Annotated in this window: 16 protein-coding genes and 1 pseudogene; 15 read left to right on the forward strand and 2 right to left on the reverse strand. The window is 71.8% G+C overall.

From position 1 onward, the window contains the following. Positions 1-325: pseudogene (locus tag ACIBQ8_RS49335) on the reverse strand (hypothetical protein); the annotation flags it as partial. Continuing rightward, a complete protein-coding gene (locus ACIBQ8_RS49340) occupies positions 322-702 on the reverse strand; it encodes a MerR family transcriptional regulator (RefSeq protein ID WP_352330857.1) in 381 nt (126 codons plus the stop codon). The pseudogene ACIBQ8_RS49335 and the gene ACIBQ8_RS49340, both read right to left, overlap by 4 nt. Before the next feature lie 284 nt (positions 703-986). Here ACIBQ8_RS49340 and ACIBQ8_RS49345 point away from each other — a divergent pair, with 284 nt between their 5' ends. The 15 genes from ACIBQ8_RS49345 to ACIBQ8_RS49415 are packed head-to-tail and all read left to right on the forward strand — an operon-like array spanning position 987 to position 16,018. Next, positions 987-1,232 carry a hypothetical protein gene (locus ACIBQ8_RS49345; RefSeq protein WP_387682278.1) on the forward strand — a complete coding sequence of 82 codons (246 nt, stop codon included), beginning with the start codon at positions 987-989 and terminating at the stop codon, positions 1,230-1,232. Further along, positions 1,229-1,537 carry a Nif11-like leader peptide family natural product precursor gene (locus ACIBQ8_RS49350; protein WP_397179061.1) on the forward strand — a complete coding sequence of 103 codons (309 nt, stop codon included), beginning with the start codon at positions 1,229-1,231 and terminating at the stop codon, positions 1,535-1,537. The genes ACIBQ8_RS49345 and ACIBQ8_RS49350 overlap by 4 nt, the downstream gene beginning before the upstream one ends. After that, positions 1,534-3,063, forward strand: a complete 1,530-nt coding sequence (locus ACIBQ8_RS49355; RefSeq protein WP_397179060.1) for a GMC family oxidoreductase — start codon at positions 1,534-1,536, stop codon at positions 3,061-3,063. Before ACIBQ8_RS49350 ends, ACIBQ8_RS49355 begins: the two co-directional genes overlap by 4 nt. A 6-nt stretch (positions 3,064-3,069) precedes the next feature. Continuing rightward, positions 3,070-4,689, forward strand: a complete 1,620-nt coding sequence (locus ACIBQ8_RS49360) for a GMC family oxidoreductase (RefSeq protein ID WP_397195677.1) — start codon at positions 3,070-3,072, stop codon at positions 4,687-4,689. Further along, positions 4,686-5,387 carry an EthD domain-containing protein gene (locus tag ACIBQ8_RS49365; protein ID WP_397195678.1) on the forward strand — a complete coding sequence of 234 codons (702 nt, stop codon included), beginning with the start codon at positions 4,686-4,688 and terminating at the stop codon, positions 5,385-5,387. Before ACIBQ8_RS49360 ends, ACIBQ8_RS49365 begins: the two co-directional genes overlap by 4 nt. After that, positions 5,384-6,211 (forward strand): type 1 glutamine amidotransferase domain-containing protein, encoded by an 828-nt coding sequence (locus tag ACIBQ8_RS49370; RefSeq protein ID WP_358297542.1) that lies wholly within the window; start codon positions 5,384-5,386, stop codon positions 6,209-6,211. The genes ACIBQ8_RS49365 and ACIBQ8_RS49370 overlap by 4 nt, the downstream gene beginning before the upstream one ends. A gap of 9 nt (positions 6,212-6,220) precedes the next feature. Next, complete coding sequence (locus tag ACIBQ8_RS49375) at positions 6,221-7,873, forward strand: thiamine pyrophosphate-binding protein (protein WP_397179057.1); 1,653 nt, start codon at positions 6,221-6,223, stop codon at positions 7,871-7,873. Next, on the forward strand, positions 7,870-8,469 hold the full coding sequence (locus ACIBQ8_RS49380) for a DJ-1/PfpI family protein (RefSeq protein ID WP_397179056.1): 600 nt from the start codon (positions 7,870-7,872) through the stop codon (positions 8,467-8,469). The genes ACIBQ8_RS49375 and ACIBQ8_RS49380 overlap by 4 nt, the downstream gene beginning before the upstream one ends. Before the next feature lie 8 nt (positions 8,470-8,477). Next, positions 8,478-10,280: an AGE family epimerase/isomerase gene (locus tag ACIBQ8_RS49385; RefSeq protein ID WP_397179055.1), complete on the forward strand. Its 1,803-nt coding sequence runs from the start codon at positions 8,478-8,480 to the stop codon at positions 10,278-10,280. 11 nt (positions 10,281-10,291) lie between these two features. Further along, a complete protein-coding gene (locus ACIBQ8_RS49390; protein ID WP_358010729.1) occupies positions 10,292-10,651 on the forward strand; it encodes an STAS domain-containing protein in 360 nt (119 codons plus the stop codon). After that, complete coding sequence (gene glgX / locus ACIBQ8_RS49395) at positions 10,648-12,777, forward strand: glycogen debranching protein GlgX (protein WP_397195679.1); 2,130 nt, start codon at positions 10,648-10,650, stop codon at positions 12,775-12,777. Before ACIBQ8_RS49390 ends, glgX begins: the two co-directional genes overlap by 4 nt. 19 nt (positions 12,778-12,796) lie before the next feature. Next, a complete protein-coding gene (locus tag ACIBQ8_RS49400; RefSeq protein ID WP_352329001.1) occupies positions 12,797-13,117 on the forward strand; it encodes an anti-sigma factor antagonist in 321 nt (106 codons plus the stop codon). Then, the gene (locus ACIBQ8_RS49405; protein ID WP_397179053.1) at positions 13,101-13,532 is read left to right on the forward strand and encodes an ATP-binding protein; all 432 of its coding nucleotides are present in this window, start codon (positions 13,101-13,103) and stop codon (positions 13,530-13,532) included. Before ACIBQ8_RS49400 ends, ACIBQ8_RS49405 begins: the two co-directional genes overlap by 17 nt. A gap of 9 nt (positions 13,533-13,541) precedes the next feature. Beyond that, a complete protein-coding gene (locus tag ACIBQ8_RS49410) occupies positions 13,542-14,714 on the forward strand; it encodes a PP2C family protein-serine/threonine phosphatase (protein ID WP_397179052.1) in 1,173 nt (390 codons plus the stop codon). Next, the gene (locus tag ACIBQ8_RS49415) at positions 14,711-16,018 is read left to right on the forward strand and encodes a sugar phosphate nucleotidyltransferase (protein WP_397179051.1); all 1,308 of its coding nucleotides are present in this window, start codon (positions 14,711-14,713) and stop codon (positions 16,016-16,018) included. Before ACIBQ8_RS49410 ends, ACIBQ8_RS49415 begins: the two co-directional genes overlap by 4 nt. The last annotated feature ends 2 nt before the right edge of the window (positions 16,019-16,020 follow it).

Consider the following 16,020-nt stretch of genomic DNA (forward strand, 5'->3'; position numbering starts at 1 on the left):
GGGGGGGGGCCGCCCCCCGCGCCCCGCCCCCCCGGCCGCCCCCCCCCGGCCCCCGCCGGGCGGGGGGGGGGGGGGGGGGCCGCCGCGGGGCGCCCCCCCCCCCCCCCCCGGGCGGCCCCACGGCGGTGGCCAGGTACAGGCCCGACACCAGCCAGGACGTGGCGTCGGCGCCCACGCCGAAGTGGTGGGCGATGGGCACGAGCGCGATGGCGATGATCGAGGAGTTGATCGGGTTGAGCAGCGAGCCGACCGAGACCGCCGTGACGAAGCGGGGGCCGAAGGCGGCCTGGCCGGGCTCGCTGTCGGGCCGCGGCGGCGCGGTCACAGCTGGTACTTCTCCTCTAGCTTCTCGTAGATGTCGATCTTGTAGTCGATGGCGGCCAGGTCGTCCTTGAGCTGGTCGATGCGCTTGGCCACCTCCTCGCGGTGGGTGAGCAGGATCTGCTTGCGCTCGGCGGTGGTGCTCTCGCCGGCGCGGACCAGCTCGGCGTAGCGGCGGACGTCGGCGATGGACATCCCGGTGCCGCGCAGCCTGGTCAGGAAGCGGATCCAGGCCAGATCACGTTCGGTGTAGCGGCGGTGCCCGTTGCCGCCGCGCGGCGGCGTCTCCCGCATCAGGCCGGCTTTCTCGTAATAGCGCAGCGCGTGGGCGCTGAGGCCGGTCTCGGCTGCGACTTCCGCGATCGTCAGGCTCTGACTCATACCGATCATTGTCGCCCTTCGAGCGCGATCCAAGTCAAGTGCATTCGCTGGAATTCCGGTGAATGCGGGTTCGGACTTGACGGAATGGGACCGGCTACCTCCATACCGCCCGGTCACCGCCAGGCGGCGCGTTGACGCGTTTTCCGGCGGCTGAACATGATTCATCCGTAGCGCCGGACGAAATGGTGGTGCCAATGGCGAAGAGCGAATTCGTGAGATTCCTCGGCGACCTCCGGGAGAATCCGCAAAGACGCGCTGAGTATAGCGCGAGAAATCTCAGTCAATTGTTGTTCCACGCCTCCGACGAGGGCTTCCGGTTCACCGCCGAGGAGCTGGTGTCGGTGGTCGGGGCCCTGGAGATCGAGGTCATCGTCGCCAAGGACGGCGAGTCCGTCGACGGCGGCAGCACGCTCTGGCGGCACATGTGGGGCAGGCGTTACCTGGACTACCTGCTCGATCACGTGGTGGCCAGGTTCGGCGAGGAGGAGCTGCGCGGGTTCGCGGCCGACGAGAGGCGGCCGGTGGCATGAGCGGGACGAACCTGATCGCGTTCCTGCGCCTGGCGGGCTCGCGCCCCGACGTGCTGGAGTCGCTGAAGGCCAAGAGCAAGGCGGAGGTCATCGCCGCCGCGGCCGGGCACGGGCTGCCGTTCTCCGAGGCCGACTTCAACGGCGTGGTGTGGGAGCTGGAGGAGCGCCTGGCCGACCTGCGCGGCGACGCCTTCGACGCCACCTTCCCGCTCTGGCGGACGATGTGGGGGCAGCACTACCTGGAGTTCCTGGTCGGCGACCTGCTGCCCGCGCTGGAGCGGGCCCGGCTGCTGGAGCCGTCGTGAGCGCCTACGACTACATCGTGGTGGGCGCGGGCAGCGCCGGGTGCGTCCTGGCCAGGCGGCTGCTGGACGCGCTGGGCTGCCGGGTGCTGCTGCTGGAGGCCGGCGGCCCGGACGACGCCGAGTGCGTGCACCGGACCGACGTCCCGTCGATGACGTCGATGTGGGGCTCGCCGGAGTTCGTGTGGGACTACGCCAGCACCCCGCAGCGGGAGCTGGGCGGCCGGGTGGTGCCCATCCCGCAGGGCCGCGTGACGGGCGGCGGCAGCTCGGTCAACGCCATGATGTACGTGCGGGGCAACCGCCGCGACTTCGACGGCTGGGCCGCGCTGGGCAACGACGGCTGGTCCTACGACGAGGTGCTGCCCTACTTCAGGCGCTCGGAGGACTACCCGGGCGGCTCGCCTGAGTACCGGGGCGGCGGCGGCCCGCTGAAGGTCGTGGACTACGGCTCGCCGTCGGACGCCTCGCGCGCGTTCGTCCGGGCGGCGATCGCCCGCGGCCGCGCCGACGGCACGGGCGACTACAACGGCCCGCGGCAGGAGGGCCTGGCCTTCTTCTACCAGTCCACCCGGGACAAGGACGGCCGCCGGTCCAGCACGTCGGAGGCGTTCCTGGCGCCGGTGCTCGGCGAGCCGGGTCTCACGCTGGAGACCGGCGCCGTCGTCACCCGCCTCACGTTCGAGGGCGGCCGGGCCGCCGGCGTGGAGTACGTCAAGGACGGCCGTGCGCAGCGGGCCACGGCCGCGCAGGAGGTCGTCGTGGCCTGCGGCGCGCTGGGCTCGCCGGCGCTGCTGTTGCGCTCGGGCCTCGGCCCGGCCGCGCACCTGCGCGAGCACGGCGTCGAGGTGGTCGCCGACCTGCCGGGCGTGGGCGGCAACCTGCAGGACCACGTGCTGTTCGGCATCGGCTACGAGAGCCTGCGCGAGCTGCCCTTCCCCGAGCTGCTGGCCGAGGCGGGGCTGTTCACCAACGTCCTGGGCGGCGACGGGCCGGACCTGCAGTTCTTCTTCGGCCCGGTGCAGTTCATCGACGACCGGTACAGGACGGACGGCCCGGGGTTCACCTTCGCGCCGATCCTGCTGCAGCCGCAGAGCAGGGGCGAGGTGCGGCTGCGCCCCGGCGACCCGCTGCGTCCGCTGATCGACCCGCACTACCTGGAGGCCGCCGCGGATCTGCGGCTGCTGACCGAGGCCGTCGTCCTGGCCAGGGAGCTGGTCTCGGACGCGGCCTTCGACTCCCTGCGCGGGCGGGAGCTGGCCCCCGGCCCCGGCGTGACGAGCCAGGCCGCCCTGGCCGAGTACGTGCGGGCCAGCGCCTCGACCGTGTGGCACCCGGCCGGCACCTGCCGGATGGGCCGCGACGACGAGGCGGTCGTCGAGCCCGACCTGCGGGTCCGTGGCGTGGACGGGCTGCGCGTGGCCGACGCCTCGGTCATGCCGGTCATCACCCGGGGCAACACCAACGCGGCCACGATCATGATCGCCGAGAAGGCCGCCGACCTGGTCGCCGCATCGGCGCGGAGGTGAGCTGAGATGACACAGAGCTTCGACTTCGTCGTCGTCGGCGGCGGCACGGCCGGGTCGGTCATCGCCGCCCGGCTGAGCGAGCTGCCCGGGGCCAGCGTGCTGGTCCTGGAGGCGGGCGACACGAAGGTCACGGACGCGGTCGAGGACCCGAGCCGGTGGAACGAGGTGCTGCTGACCGAGCTGGACTGGGCGTACATGAGCGAGCCGCAGCCGGGGCTCGGCGGGCGCCAGGTCTACTCGGCGGCGGGCCGCGGCCTGGGCGGGACCTCGAACGTCTACCACATGATCCACACGCGTGGCCGTCCGGCGGACTTCGACGCCTGGGCCTACGACGGCTGCCCCGGCTGGTCCTTCGCCGACGTCCTGCCCTACTTCCAGCGCCTGGAGGGCCAGCGGGACGCGACCAACCCCACGGCGGGCCACGACGGCCCCATCAAGATCGTCAACGCCCGGGACATGGGCAACCCGGTCTCCCAGACGTTCGTGGACGCCTGCGTGGAGCTGGGCTACCCGCAGGTCGAGGACTTCAACGCCGACAGCTTCGGGGTGAGCTGGCACCACGTCGACATCGACATGGACATCGACGCCGGCAAGGGCACCCGCTGCGGGGTGCGCGCCTCCTACCTGGAGCCGGCGCTGGAGCGGCTGAGCGTCGAGGTGGGGGCGCTGGCCACCCGGCTGCTGTTCGAGGGCGAGCGCTGCGTGGGCGTGGAGTACCTCAAGGGCGGCGAGCTGCGGACCGTCCGGGCCGCGCACGAGGTGATCGTCAGCGCGGGCGCGATCCAGTCGCCCAAGCTGCTGCAGCTGTCCGGCATCGGCGAGGCCGGGGCGCTGGCCGCGCTCGGCATCCCGGTGGTCGCCGACCTGCCCGGCGTGGGGGCCAACTTCCACGACCACCCGCTGGTCATCGGCCCGATCGGGTACATGGAGGAGGCCGCGCCCGACCCGCGCGGGCAGGTCACCGAGGTCGGCCTGTTCTGGGGGTCGGAGCCGGGGCTGCCGGTGCCCGACATGGAGATCTGCCTGGTGCACCGGGCGCCGTTCGGCGACCAGTTCTTCGCCAACGTCATCAAGCGGGTGGAGACCGGGCAGCCGCTGACGCCGGTGCGCGAGCTGGTCGACCCGAAGATCGTGCTCACCCTGCCGGGGCTGGTCCGCCCGCTGTCACGGGGCAGCGTACGGCTGGCCGGCACCGACCCGACGGCCTACCCGCGGGTCAGCGCGAACTACTTCGCCGAGCGCTCGGACCTGGAGCGCACGGTGACGATGGTGCAGATCGCCCGCGACATCTACGCCAGCTCGGCCTTCCGGCGCGACTGGGGGCTGACCGAGGTCGCCCCCGGCCCGGACGTGCGCACCCGGGCGCAGCTCACCGCCTGGGTGACGGAGAACGTCGGCTCGTACTACCACTTCGCCGGCTCCTGCAAGATGGGCTCCGACAGCCTGGCCGTGGTGGACACCCGGCTGCGGGTGCGCGGCGTCGAGGGGCTGCGCGTCGCCGACGCCTCGATCATGCCGACGATCGTCTCGGCCAACCCCCACACCACCACCGTGATGATCGGCGAGCGCGCGGCCGAGTTCGTCGCGGCGGACTTCCTCCCGGCCCGACAGGAGGCCACCCGATGATCCACCAGTTCATCTTCGGCGCCCCCAAGCCCGGCTTCACCGTCCAGCAGTTCCAGGACTACTGGGTGAACGTGCACGCGGTGAAGTACGCGAGCAAGATCAAGCAGATCAGGCAGTACCTGGTCGACACCCGCATCCCCTTCGACGGCGACGTGGGCCGGCCGGCGCTGCCGCACCAGGGCATCGCCGAGATCTGGCTGGCCGGCGCCGAGGAGCAGCTCGCCTCGCTGCAGAGCGAGGAGTTCCTCCAGGGCGCCCGGCTGGACGAGCCCAACTGGGCGGCGTTCTGGTCGACGATCGTGGTCGACACCGTCGCCCACGAGCTGGTGCCCGGCCCCAGGCCGCGGCCGGACAGCTGGGTGAAGGTCACCACGCTGATCAAGCGGCGGCCCGGTATGCCGCTGGACACCTACCGCAAGCAGTCCCTGGAGTCCTACGCCGCCGCGGTGGCCGGGCTGCCGGGCCTGCGCAGGCACCTGCACTGCCACACCGTGGACGGCGCGTACACCTTCGGCGAGGCCGGCTTCGACGCCGTGGACCAGCTCTGGTTCGACGACGTGGACGCGCTGCGCGCCGCGCTGGCCTCGGCCCACCACGCCCGCCGGGTCAAGCCGGAGCTGGAGGCGATCGCCGACCCGGCCCACGTGTTCTCCATGACCTGCAAGGAAAACTGGATCATTCCCGGGGAGTCGGCATGACCAAGCGCGTTCTCGTGATCCTCTCGGAGTTCGGCTACTGGGGGGAGGAGCTCGTCGGCCCGCTGTCGGCCTTCGACGAGCGCGGCTACGACGTCGTGTTCGCCACGCCGACCGGCAAGCAGCCGCACGCCCTGCCGCCCAGCATGGACCCCGACTACGTCGACCCGCCGCTCGGCCGCTCGGTCACCACGCCCGAGGTGGCCAAGCTGACCCGCGACCTGGACGAGTCGGGCCGCCTGGCCAACCCGCTCAACCTGTCGGCCTGGGCGCCCGAGCGTCCCTACACCAGCAGCCCCGACTACCTGCGCCGGCTGGAGTCCTACCACCGGGCGGTGGCCAAGCTGGAGGCCGAGCTGGTGCCCTACGACGCGGTGCTGATCGTGGGCGGCAGCGGGCCGATCGTGGACCTGGCCAACAACGAGCGGGTGCACGAGATCGTGCTGGCGTTCGTGCGGGCGGGCAAGCCGGTGGCCGCGGAGTGCTACGGCGTGGCCTGCCTGGCCTTCGCCCGCGACTGGGAGGACCGCAAGAGCATCATCTGGGGCAAGCACGTCACCGGCCACTGCAAGGAGTACGACTACAAGGACGGCACCGGGTTCCTCGGCGTGCCCGACTTCAACATGGGGCCGCCGCCGTACCCGCTGGAGTACATCCTGCGGGACGCCACCGGGCCGCAGGGCCGCTACATCGGCAACTTCGGCAGGGAGACCTCGGTCATCGTGGACTTCCCGTTCGTCACCGGACGCTCCACGCCCGACTCGTTCCTGACCGGGCAGAAGATCGTCGAAGTGCTCGAGGGCGGCCTGCGCCGCTTCGGCTGGTGATGGCGGGCCATGGCCAGGGACGGCAACACCGCGATCATCGAGCAGTTCCTCAGCGACGGCATCACGTACATGTTCGGCAACCCGGGGACGGTCGAGCAGGGCTTCCTCGACGCGCTGGAGGGCTTCGAGGACTTCCACTACATCCTCACCCTGCAGGAGACGGTGGCGGCCGGCATCGCCGACGGCTACGCCCGCGCCACGGGCGGCCCCGCGCTGCTGCAGCTCCACAGCGGCGTGGGGCTGGGCAACGCGATCGGCATGCTGTACCAGGCCAAGCGGGGGCACTCCCCGCTGGTGGTGGTCGCCGGTGAGGCCGGGGTCGGCTACGACGCGATGGACGCCCAGATGGCCGCCGATCTCGTGGCCATGGCCCGGCCCGTCACCAAGCACGCCATGCGCGTGATCGACCCGGGCTCGGTGCTGCGGGTGCTGCGCCGGGCGGTCAAGCTGGCGATGACGCCGCCGCGCGGCCCGGTGTTCGTGGCGCTCCCGCTCGACGTGCTGGACCAGCCCAACCACGAGCCGGTCCAGCCGTCGGTGGTGCCGCACTCGGCCGCGCTGCCCGCCCCGGAGCTGGTCCGCCGGGCCGCCGAGCTGCTGTCCGGCGCCCGGTCGCCGATCATCCTGGCCGGCGACGGCGTGTCGGTCTCCGGCGCGCAGGCGGAGCTGACCCGGGTGGCCGAGCAGCTCGGCGCGGACGTGTGGGGCGTGGAGTTCTCCGAGGCGAACATGGACGGCCGCCACCCGCTCTTCCGCGGCCAGCTCGGCCACATGTTCGGCCAGGTCAGCGCGGACGCCGTCAAGGACGCCGACGCCGTGCTGGTGGTGGGCACGTACCTGTTCCCCGAGGTGTTCCCGTCGCTGAGCAGCCCGTTCGGCAAGGACGCGCGGATCGTGCACATCGACCTGGACTCGTACGAGATCGCCAAGAACCACCCGGTCACGCTGGGCCTGGTGGCCGACCCCCGGCTCACGCTGGCGGCGCTGTCGGCGGAGCTGGAGGGCACGCTGAGCCGGGCCGACCGGCAGGCGGCGGCGGCCCGGCTGGCCCGGCGGACGGCCGCGCAGCAGCAGCGGGTCGGCCCGGCGCCGGCCGAGGACTCGATACTCGACGCGTTCATGCGCGAGCTGGCGGCGCGGACCCCCGAGGACGTGATCGTCTTCGACGAGGGGCTGACCGCCTCCGGCGTGATCGGCTCCTACTTCCCGCCGCGCGGGCCGGGGAGCTGGTTCCTGACCCGCGGCGGCTCGCTCGGCGTGGGCATCCCGGGGGCGATCGGCGCCAAGCTCGCCCACCCGGACCGCACGGTGATCGGCTTCACCGGCGACGGCGGCAGCATGTACACCTTCCAGGCGCTGGCCACCGCCGTCCGGTACGACATCGCCGCCAAGTTCGTGATCTGCAACAACCACAGCTACCGGCTGCTGGACAACAACATCGAGGAGTACTGGCGCGGCCGGGGCATCCCCGGTCACCGCTTTCCTCGCTCCTTCGACCTCTCCCATCCCGACCTCCAGTTCACCGACCTGGCCAGAGGCTGCGGCGTGGACGGGCTGCGGGTGGAGAAGGCCGACCAGATCGAGGAGGCCGTCGAGCGGCTGCTCGGCCACGACGGCCCCTTCCTCATCGACCTCGTCACCGAACCGGGGAGGCCATTGTGAGCGGCATCGAGCCACGGGCCGGCGCGGCGCTGAACGGCCGCAAGGTCGCCGTCCTGATGGAGAGCGACTACGTGGAGCCGGAGATCTTCTACTACGAGCGGCGCTTCGCCGAGGCCGGCGCCGAGGTGCACTTCATGACCCGCCTGTGGGGGCAGCCGTCGATCACCTTCACCGGCCACGAGTGGCGGGTGCCGTTCACCGTGGACCGCGGGTTCGAGGGCATCAGCGACCGTGAGCTGCGCTCCTACGCCGCGGTGATCGTGCCCTCGGGGATCGTCTCGGACCGGCTGCGCTACACCGACGACGTCAACCGGCTGGCGCCGGCCACCGCGTTCGTGCGGCGGGCGCTGGAGGAGCCGTCGATCATCACGGGCGTGATCTGCCACGGCCTGTGGCTGATGGCCGCCGCCCCCGAGACGATGCGCGGGCGCAAGGTCGTCGCGCACAACAACCTCGTGGGCGACGTGCGGAACATGGGCGCCGAGTACGTGGACCAGGACGTGGTCATCGACGGCAACCTGATCACCGGGCGCAGCGTGTACCACTGCCATCTGTTCGCCCACACCATCATCGGCCAGCTCGCCGAGACGCTGTAGGAGCAACGATGAACTTCACCTTCATGGACACCGTGGCCGGGCGGGTCGAACGGTTCGACGCCGGCTCCGGCTCCTTCCGGCTGGCGACCATCGACGGCCGCACGGTCGAGGTGCGCCTGGACGGCGAGGTCTCGGCCGAGGTGCTGCGCAACCTGGGCGAGCCGTACGTGGACGCGGGCGACCACGTGCGCGACATGCTGACGCCGGGCCGCCACCTGTTCGTCTACGGGATCTTCTACCCCGAGGGCGAGGAGCCGGTCTTCTCGGCCAAGCGGCTGATCTTCCTGGGCCGCGGCGCCGGCGAGTACCGGTTCGAGCAGCCCGACTGGTGGATCAACCAGCTCGACGAGATCGCCGCGTTCTACCGCCGCGCCCAGTTCGGGCAGGGGCCGGTCGACTTCCGCGACTACCGGACGATCCTGCGCCTGGGCGGCGACAAGACCGCCAGCCACGTGCAGGAGACCGACACGATCTCGCGGCTGGTGTACGGCATGGCCTCGGCGTACCTGCTGACCGGCGACGACGCCTACCTGGAGGTCGCCGAGCGCGGCACCCGCTACCTGCGCGAGCACATGCGCTTCGTGGACCCCGAGAACGACGTCGTGTACTGGTACCACGGCATCAAGGTGGACGGCGAGCACGAGAAGAAGCTGTTCACCTCGGAGTTCGGCGACGACTACGACGCCATCCCGATGTACGAGCAGATCTACGCCCTGGCCGGCCCGACGCAGACCTACCGCGTCACCGGCGACAAGCGCATCGCCTCCGACGCCGACGCCACGCTGCGGCTGTTCGAGAAGTTCTTCCGCGACCACCGGCGCGGCGGCTACTACTCGCACGTCGACCCGATCCTGCTCAGCCCGCACCACGAGTCGCTCGGGCCGAACCAGTCGCGCAAGAACTGGAACTCCATCGGCGACCACGCCCCGGCCTACCTGATCAACTACTACCTGGCCACCGGCGACGAGCGTCACCTGGAGATGCTGGAGCGCACCTTCGACACGATCGTCGAGCACTTCCCTGAGCCGTCGAGCCCGTTCGTCAACGAGCGCTTCCACGACGACTGGAGCCACGACCTGACGCACGGCTGGCAGCAGGACCGCGCGGTCGTCGGGCACAACCTGAAGATCGCCTGGAACCTCATGCGCATGCACGGCGCCCGCCCCAAGGACGCCTACCGCGACCTGGCCGAGCACCTGGCCCGAACCATGCCGGCGGTGGGCAGCGACCAGCAGCGCGGCGGCTGGTACGACGTCGTCGAGCGGCACCGGGCCGAGGGCCAGCGGTGGCACCGCTTCGCCTGGCACGACCGCAAGGCGTGGTGGCAGCAGGAGCAGGCGATCCTGGCGTACCTGATCGTGGCCGGCGAGCTGGGCGGTGAGGACCACCTGGAGCAGGCGCGGCAGGCGGCGGGCTTCTACAACGCCTTCTTCCTCGACCACGACGAGGGCGCGGTCTACTTCAACGTGCTGGCCAACGGCCTGCCGTACCTGCTCGGGACCGAGCGGTTCAAGGGCAGCCACTCGATGAGCATGTACCACTCCTCCGAGCTGTGCTATCTGGCGACCGTGTACACGCGGCTGCTGGTCACCCGGCAGCCGCTCACCCTGCACTTCAAGCCGGGCCCGGACGCCGACCGCATCCTGCGCGTCGCGCCCGACCTGCTGCCGGCCGGGCGGGTGCTGCTGACCGAGGCCGAGGTGGACGGCAAGCCGTACGAGGTGCTGGACCCGGTGGCGATGACCGTGGAGCTGCCGGAGTCCACCGAGGCGCTGCGCGTCAAGGTGACGCTGACCCCGGTGCAGGAGTGAGCGTGCCGGCCATGGAGATCACGACGGACACGATCGGCCCGGTCACCGTGATCGGGCTCACCGGCCAGCTCGACAGCAGGTCGGCCCCGGCGGCGCAGGAGCGCATCCTGTCGCTGCTGCCGGACAGCCGGCCGGTGCTGCTCGACCTGACCGGCGTCAGCTACCTGTCCAGCGCGGGCCTGCGCACGATGCTGCTGGTCTACCGGCAGGCGCGGACCCTGGACAGCTTCATCGCCCTGGTGGGCCTGTCGGCCGAGCTGCGCGGGGTGATGGCGGCGACCGGGTTCCTGCGCTTCTTCGTCGTCGCCGACTGCGTGGCGGACGCGCTGGAGATCGTCCGGGCCGCCGAGCCCCGGGAGGAGGCCACATGAGTGTGGAGACGCAGGGCGTGCCGGGCCGGATCGACTCCTTCCCGACGGCCGAGCTGGAGGGGTTCGGGGTGCGGGCGGGCCATCCGATGCCGTTCGGCGCCACGCTGGTGCCCGGCGGGGTGAACTTCTCGGTCTACTCCAGCGGCGCGAGCGCGGTCTCGCTGGTGCTGTTCCGGCGCGGGGAGCGGGAGCCGTTCGCCGAGCTGCCCTTCCCCGGCGAGTACCGGATCGGCGGCGTGTGGGCCATGACCGTGTTCGGCCTGGACCACGAGGGCGTCGAGTACGGCTACCGCGTCGCCGGCCCGGAGACGCCGGGCCCCGGCGACCGGTTCGACCCGGGCAGGATCCTGGCCGACCCGTACGCCAGGGTCATGTCGGGCCGCGACGTGTGGGGCGCCGACGTCGACTGGGACGACCCCTACCCCTACCGGTCGGTGCTGGTCTCCGACGACTTCGACTGGGAGGAGGACCGGCCGCTGCGCGTCGCGCCGGAGGACCTGGTCGTCTACGAGCTGCACGTGCGCGGCTTCACGGCGGACCCGTCCTCGGGGGTGTCGGCGCCGGGCACGTACGCGGGGCTGATCGAGAAGATCCCCTACCTGAAGGCGCTCGGCGTCAACTGCGTGGAGCTGATGCCGGTCTTCGAGTTCGACGAGTTCGACATGAGCCGGGTCAACCCGGTCACCGGCGAGCGCCTGTACAACTACTGGGGCTACTCCACGCTGGGCTTCTTCGCGCCCAAGGCCGGCTACGCGGCCACCGGCCGGTACGGCATGCAGTCCGACGAGTTCAAGAACCTGGTCAAGGAGCTGCACCGGGCCGGGATCGCGGTGGTGCTGGACGTGGTCTTCAACCACACGGCCGAGGGCAACGAGAACGGCCCGACCATCCACTTCCGCGGCCTGGACAACGGCACGTACTACATGCTCACGCCGGAGGGTTACTACTACAACTTCAGCGGCACCGGGAACACCTTCAACTGCAACCACCCGGTGGTGCGCGACTACGTGCTCGACTGCCTGCGTTACTGGGCCGGCGAGTACCACATCGACGGCTTCCGCTTCGACCTGGCCGCGATCCTGGACCGCGGCCAGGACGGCGCGCCGCTGGCCAACCCGCCGCTGATCGAGACGCTGGCCCACGACCCGCTGCTGCGCGACTGCCTGCTGATCGCCGAGGCGTGGGACGCCGGCGGCCTGTACCAGGTGGGCTCCTTCCCCGGCTACCAGCGCTGGTCGGAGTGGAACGGCCGCTACCGCGACGCGCTGCGCCGCTTCCTGAAGGCCGACCCCGGCTCGGCCGGCGAGCTGGCCACCCGGCTGGTCGGCTCGCCCGACCTGTACGCCTCCCGCGGCACGCTGGCCTCGGTCAACTTCGTCACCTGCCACGACGGGTTCACGCTGGCGGACCTGTTCGCCTACAACGGCAAGCACAACGAGGCCAACGGCGAGGACAACCGCGACGGCAGCGACGACAACCAGAGCTGGAACTGCGGCGCCGAGGGCCCGACGCGGGACGCCGAGGTGCTGGCGCTGCGCGGGCGGCAGGCCAGGAACGCGATGCTGCTGCTCCTGCTCAGCCAGGGCATCCCGATGATCCTGGCCGGCGACGAGGTCGGCCGCACCCAGCAGGGCAACAACAACGCCTACTGCCACGACGGCCCGCTGTCGTGGTTCGACTGGGCCCTGACCGAGCGAAACGGCGGCCTGCTGCGGTTCGTGCGCGAGTGCGTCGCCTTCCGCGCCGCGCACCCGATGGTGCGCGACCGCCGCCACCCGTGCGGCGACGAGGGCGCCGGGCTGCCGCGGGTGTCCTGGCACGGCGAGCGGGCCGGCGAGCCCGACTGGTCGCCGGACAGCACGCTGGTGGCGATGCTGCGCAGCGGCCCGGCGGCCGGCGGCGGCGAGGAGCACCTGTACCTGGCCGCCAACACCCACTGGCAGGCGCGGGAGCTGGAGCTGCCCGCGCTGCCGGACGGCGCGGTGTGGCACCTGTTCGCCGACACCGCGGCCGCCGCCCCCGGCGACGTCCACTCACCGGGCCAGGAGCCGCCGCTGGCCGACCAGCGGCGGATCGTCGTCGGCCCGCGGGCCGCGGTCGCGCTGGTCGGCCGCGCCCATCCCTGAAATCCCCGAAGGAGATCCCATGTCGTTCAACGCGATCCTGACCCACGACGGCAGCACCGCACTGATCACGCTGGAGGGCGAGCTGGACGCCCTGACCGCCGAGACCTTCAGGAGGGAGGTGGAGCGCGCGGCCGAGGCCGCGGCCGAGCTGCTGGTGCTGGAGATGTCGCAGCTCAGCTACATGTCCTCGGCGGGGCTGCGCGGGCTGGTGTTCGCCCGGCAGAAGCTGGCCGACGACGTGCGCATCGTGCTGGTCGGCGCCAACGACGCCATCGAGCAGACCATCCGGCTGGTCGGCTTCCACCACAGCGTGGACTTCAGCGATGCGATCCCCGAGTAGGCAGGCGATGCAGCGGCTCAGGCTCCCCGCCGAGCCCGAGTCGCTGGACGAGCTGATGGCCTACGTGCAGACGCTGAGCGCGCTCGGCGGCCTGACCCGCACGCGCGCCCACTGGCTGCGGCTGGCCGCCGAGGAGCTGATCGTCAACATCATCACGCACGGCCACCGCGACCGGACGGGCGAGCTGGAGCTGACCGGCGGGGTGGAGCCGGGCCGGGTGTGGCTGCGCCTGACCGACTCGGCGCCGCCGTTCGACCCGACCGCCTACGAGGCCGTTCCCGACCTGGAACGGCCGCTGGGCGAGCGCCGGCCGGGCGGGCTGGGCGTCTACCTGGCCCGTACGGTCGCCGACCAGGTCCGCTACGAGTACAGCTCGGGTCGTAACCAGACGACCATCATCATGAACCGCGTCTAGGAGGTACCGATGGATGCGGAGGTGACCCTCGTCGTCAGTGGCCCATCACCAGCAGCGGAAGAGCTGTGCCTGCTGCTGGCCGCCGACGGCGCTCCCGTGGCCAGGCGCACCCCCGAGCAGCTGCTGGCCGAGGCGCCTCCGCCCACCGGTCTGCTGCTGGTGAACGCGAGCCTCGACGTGGAGGTCGTGCGCGAGGTGACGCGGGTCGTCCAGGCCGGCGCGCGGCCTCCCGTCGTGGTCGCGTTCACCGACGGCGACCTGCGTCAGCTCGAACCGCACGTGCTGGCCGGGCTGGACTACGTCGTCCCGCCCTTCGTGCCGGAGCTGCTGCACCGCAGGCTGCGGGCGGGCCAGGTGTTCGGCCGCTTCCCGGGCGCCGAGGAGGAGGCGCTGCTGAAGTACGAGCGCGAGCTGCAGATCGGGCGGGAGATCCAGGCGGGTTTCCTGCCCGACGCGCTGCCGGCCCGCGCCGGCTGGCAGCTCACCGTCCGGTTCCAGCCGGCCAGGGAGGTCGCGGGGGACTTCTACGACGCCCTGGAGCTGCTGGGCGGGTCGCGGATCGGGCTGGTGGTGGCCGACGTGTGCGACAAGGGCGTCGGCGCCGCCCTGTTCATGGCCCTGATCAGGACGCTGCTGCGGCACACGGCCGCCCATGTGGGGACCGGCGAGGCCGACCCCGTCCAGGACGACGCCACGCCGCTGCTGCGCGCGGTGATCGCGACCAACGACTACCTGACCGCCAACCACCTGCGCCAGGGCTACTTCGCCACGCTGTTCTTCGGCGTGCTCGACCCGGTCACCGGCGCGCTGGTCTACATCAACTGCGGGCACAACCCGCCCATCATCCGCCACGCGGGCGGCGGCCACACCCTGCTGCGTCCCACCGGGCCGGCGCTGGGGCTGGTGCCCGACTCCGTCTTCGAGGTCGGCAGGGCCCACCTGGACCAGGGGGACCTGCTGTTCGCCTACACCGACGGCGTGCCCGAGGCCAGGGACGAGTCCGGCCGCTTCTTCAGCGAGGAGCTCATGCTGACCCTCGTCTCGCAGCCCGCCACCGGCGCGGACGACCTGCTGGACAGGCTCGAACGGGAGATCAGCGCGCACATCGGGTCCGCCGAGCAGTTCGACGACATCACCATGATCGCCCTACGTAGGACACCCACGGGGAAGTACGGACAATGAACGAGATCGCCGGAATCGCACTGGCGGGCGGACAGGGTCTCAGGGCCCGGCCGCTCACCCTGGAGGCCCCCGGCCACCTGCGGAGCAAGGCCACGGTCTGCTTCGCCGGACGGCCGGTCATCGAATGGCAGATCATGGCCCTGCGCGACCAGGGGGTCAGCGACTTCTACCTCATCGCCAACGGCCGGGAGAACCGCTACCAGGCCAAGGACGTGCTCGGCCACGGCGAGGGGCTGGGCGTGCGGGTGCGCTACTCGCGGCCCCGGATGGACTGGACCAACACCGGTTCCGGCGAGGCGACGCTGAGCAGCCTGGACTACTGGCAGCTCGACGGGCTGGCGCTGGTCTTCCCGACCGACTCGCTGTTCGAGTTCGACCTGGAGGAGCTGGTCCGCCGCCACCGCGACAGCGACGCGGTGGTCACCGTGGCCGTGGTCGAGCGGCCGGCCGAGGAGGTGGCGGGCAAGTACGGCACGATGGTCACGGACGCCTCCGGGCGGATCCGGCGTTTCGTGGAGAAGCCACCGCTGGCCGAGGTGCAGGCCCTGGCCGCCGACCCGGCCCGGGTGCCCGTCAACGCCGGGCTCTACCTGGTCGACTGCGGGCGGCTGCGGAAGCTGGCCGGGGAGCCGGGGCTGGCCGAGCTGGCCCGCCACCGGCTCGACTGGGGGCACGACCTGCTCCCGTGGCTGGTGGAGGCCGGGCACCGGGTCGGCATCGCGCCCATCGCCAAGCTGGGCGACCTGGGCAACCTGCGCGACTATCTCGGCACGCTGACCGACGCGCTGAGCGGCGGCTACCCGCACGTGCTCAAGGGCATGCTGCGGGCCTGCCCGGGCAACGTGCGCATCCACGAGTCCTCGCTGCGCCAGCGGGACGCGACGTCGGGCATGACGCTGGCCGAGAAGATCAGCGCGGGCCTGGTCAGGATCGGGCCGAACGTGCACATCGGCCGGGACGTCGAGATCGGCCCCGGCGTGGTCGTCTCCGACTCCGCGATCGGCGACGGCGTGGACCTGCACACCGGGTGCCGGTTGCAGCGGGTGGCCTGCCTGGACGGCGCGATCATCGGGCCCTGGGCGCGCCTCACCGACACGCACGTGGGGACGATGGCCAGGGTGGAGTCGTTCGTGGACTGCGTGACCGTGCTGAGCGGCTACAGCGCGCTGGGCAACGGAGTGACGGTTCAGGCCGGCGTGCGGCTGTCCGGGGTGACGGTGTACCCGGGGCTGACCGTGCCGGCGCACTGCGAGGCCGCCGCCGGCACCTCGATCGAGACCATCGCCGACCTGCAGGACGCGTGACA

Source organism: Nonomuraea sp. NPDC049646, assembly GCF_044465525.1.
GTDB lineage: Bacteria > Actinomycetota > Actinomycetes > Streptosporangiales > Streptosporangiaceae > Nonomuraea.

Excerpts from the sequence above, each read along its gene's own strand:
- ACIBQ8_RS49365 (WP_397195678.1), top strand. The coding sequence starts at position 4,686 with ATGATCCACCAGTTCATCTTCGGCGCCCCCAAGCCCGGCTTCACCGTC.
- ACIBQ8_RS49405 (WP_397179053.1), top strand. The coding sequence starts at position 13,101 with ATGCGATCCCCGAGTAGGCAGGCGATGCAGCGGCTCAGGCTCCCCGCC.
- ACIBQ8_RS49340 (WP_352330857.1), bottom strand. The coding sequence starts at position 702 with ATGAGTCAGAGCCTGACGATCGCGGAAGTCGCAGCCGAGACCGGCCTC.
- glgX (WP_397195679.1), top strand. The coding sequence starts at position 10,648 with ATGAGTGTGGAGACGCAGGGCGTGCCGGGCCGGATCGACTCCTTCCCG.
- ACIBQ8_RS49350 (WP_397179061.1), top strand. The coding sequence starts at position 1,229 with ATGAGCGGGACGAACCTGATCGCGTTCCTGCGCCTGGCGGGCTCGCGC.
- ACIBQ8_RS49390 (WP_358010729.1), top strand. The coding sequence starts at position 10,292 with ATGGAGATCACGACGGACACGATCGGCCCGGTCACCGTGATCGGGCTC.
- ACIBQ8_RS49385 (WP_397179055.1), top strand. The coding sequence starts at position 8,478 with ATGAACTTCACCTTCATGGACACCGTGGCCGGGCGGGTCGAACGGTTC.
- ACIBQ8_RS49415 (WP_397179051.1), top strand. The coding sequence starts at position 14,711 with ATGAACGAGATCGCCGGAATCGCACTGGCGGGCGGACAGGGTCTCAGG.
- ACIBQ8_RS49410 (WP_397179052.1), top strand. The coding sequence starts at position 13,542 with ATGGATGCGGAGGTGACCCTCGTCGTCAGTGGCCCATCACCAGCAGCG.
- ACIBQ8_RS49375 (WP_397179057.1), top strand. The coding sequence starts at position 6,221 with ATGGCCAGGGACGGCAACACCGCGATCATCGAGCAGTTCCTCAGCGAC.
- ACIBQ8_RS49400 (WP_352329001.1), top strand. The coding sequence starts at position 12,797 with ATGTCGTTCAACGCGATCCTGACCCACGACGGCAGCACCGCACTGATC.
- ACIBQ8_RS49360 (WP_397195677.1), top strand. The coding sequence starts at position 3,070 with ATGACACAGAGCTTCGACTTCGTCGTCGTCGGCGGCGGCACGGCCGGG.
- ACIBQ8_RS49370 (WP_358297542.1), top strand. The coding sequence starts at position 5,384 with ATGACCAAGCGCGTTCTCGTGATCCTCTCGGAGTTCGGCTACTGGGGG.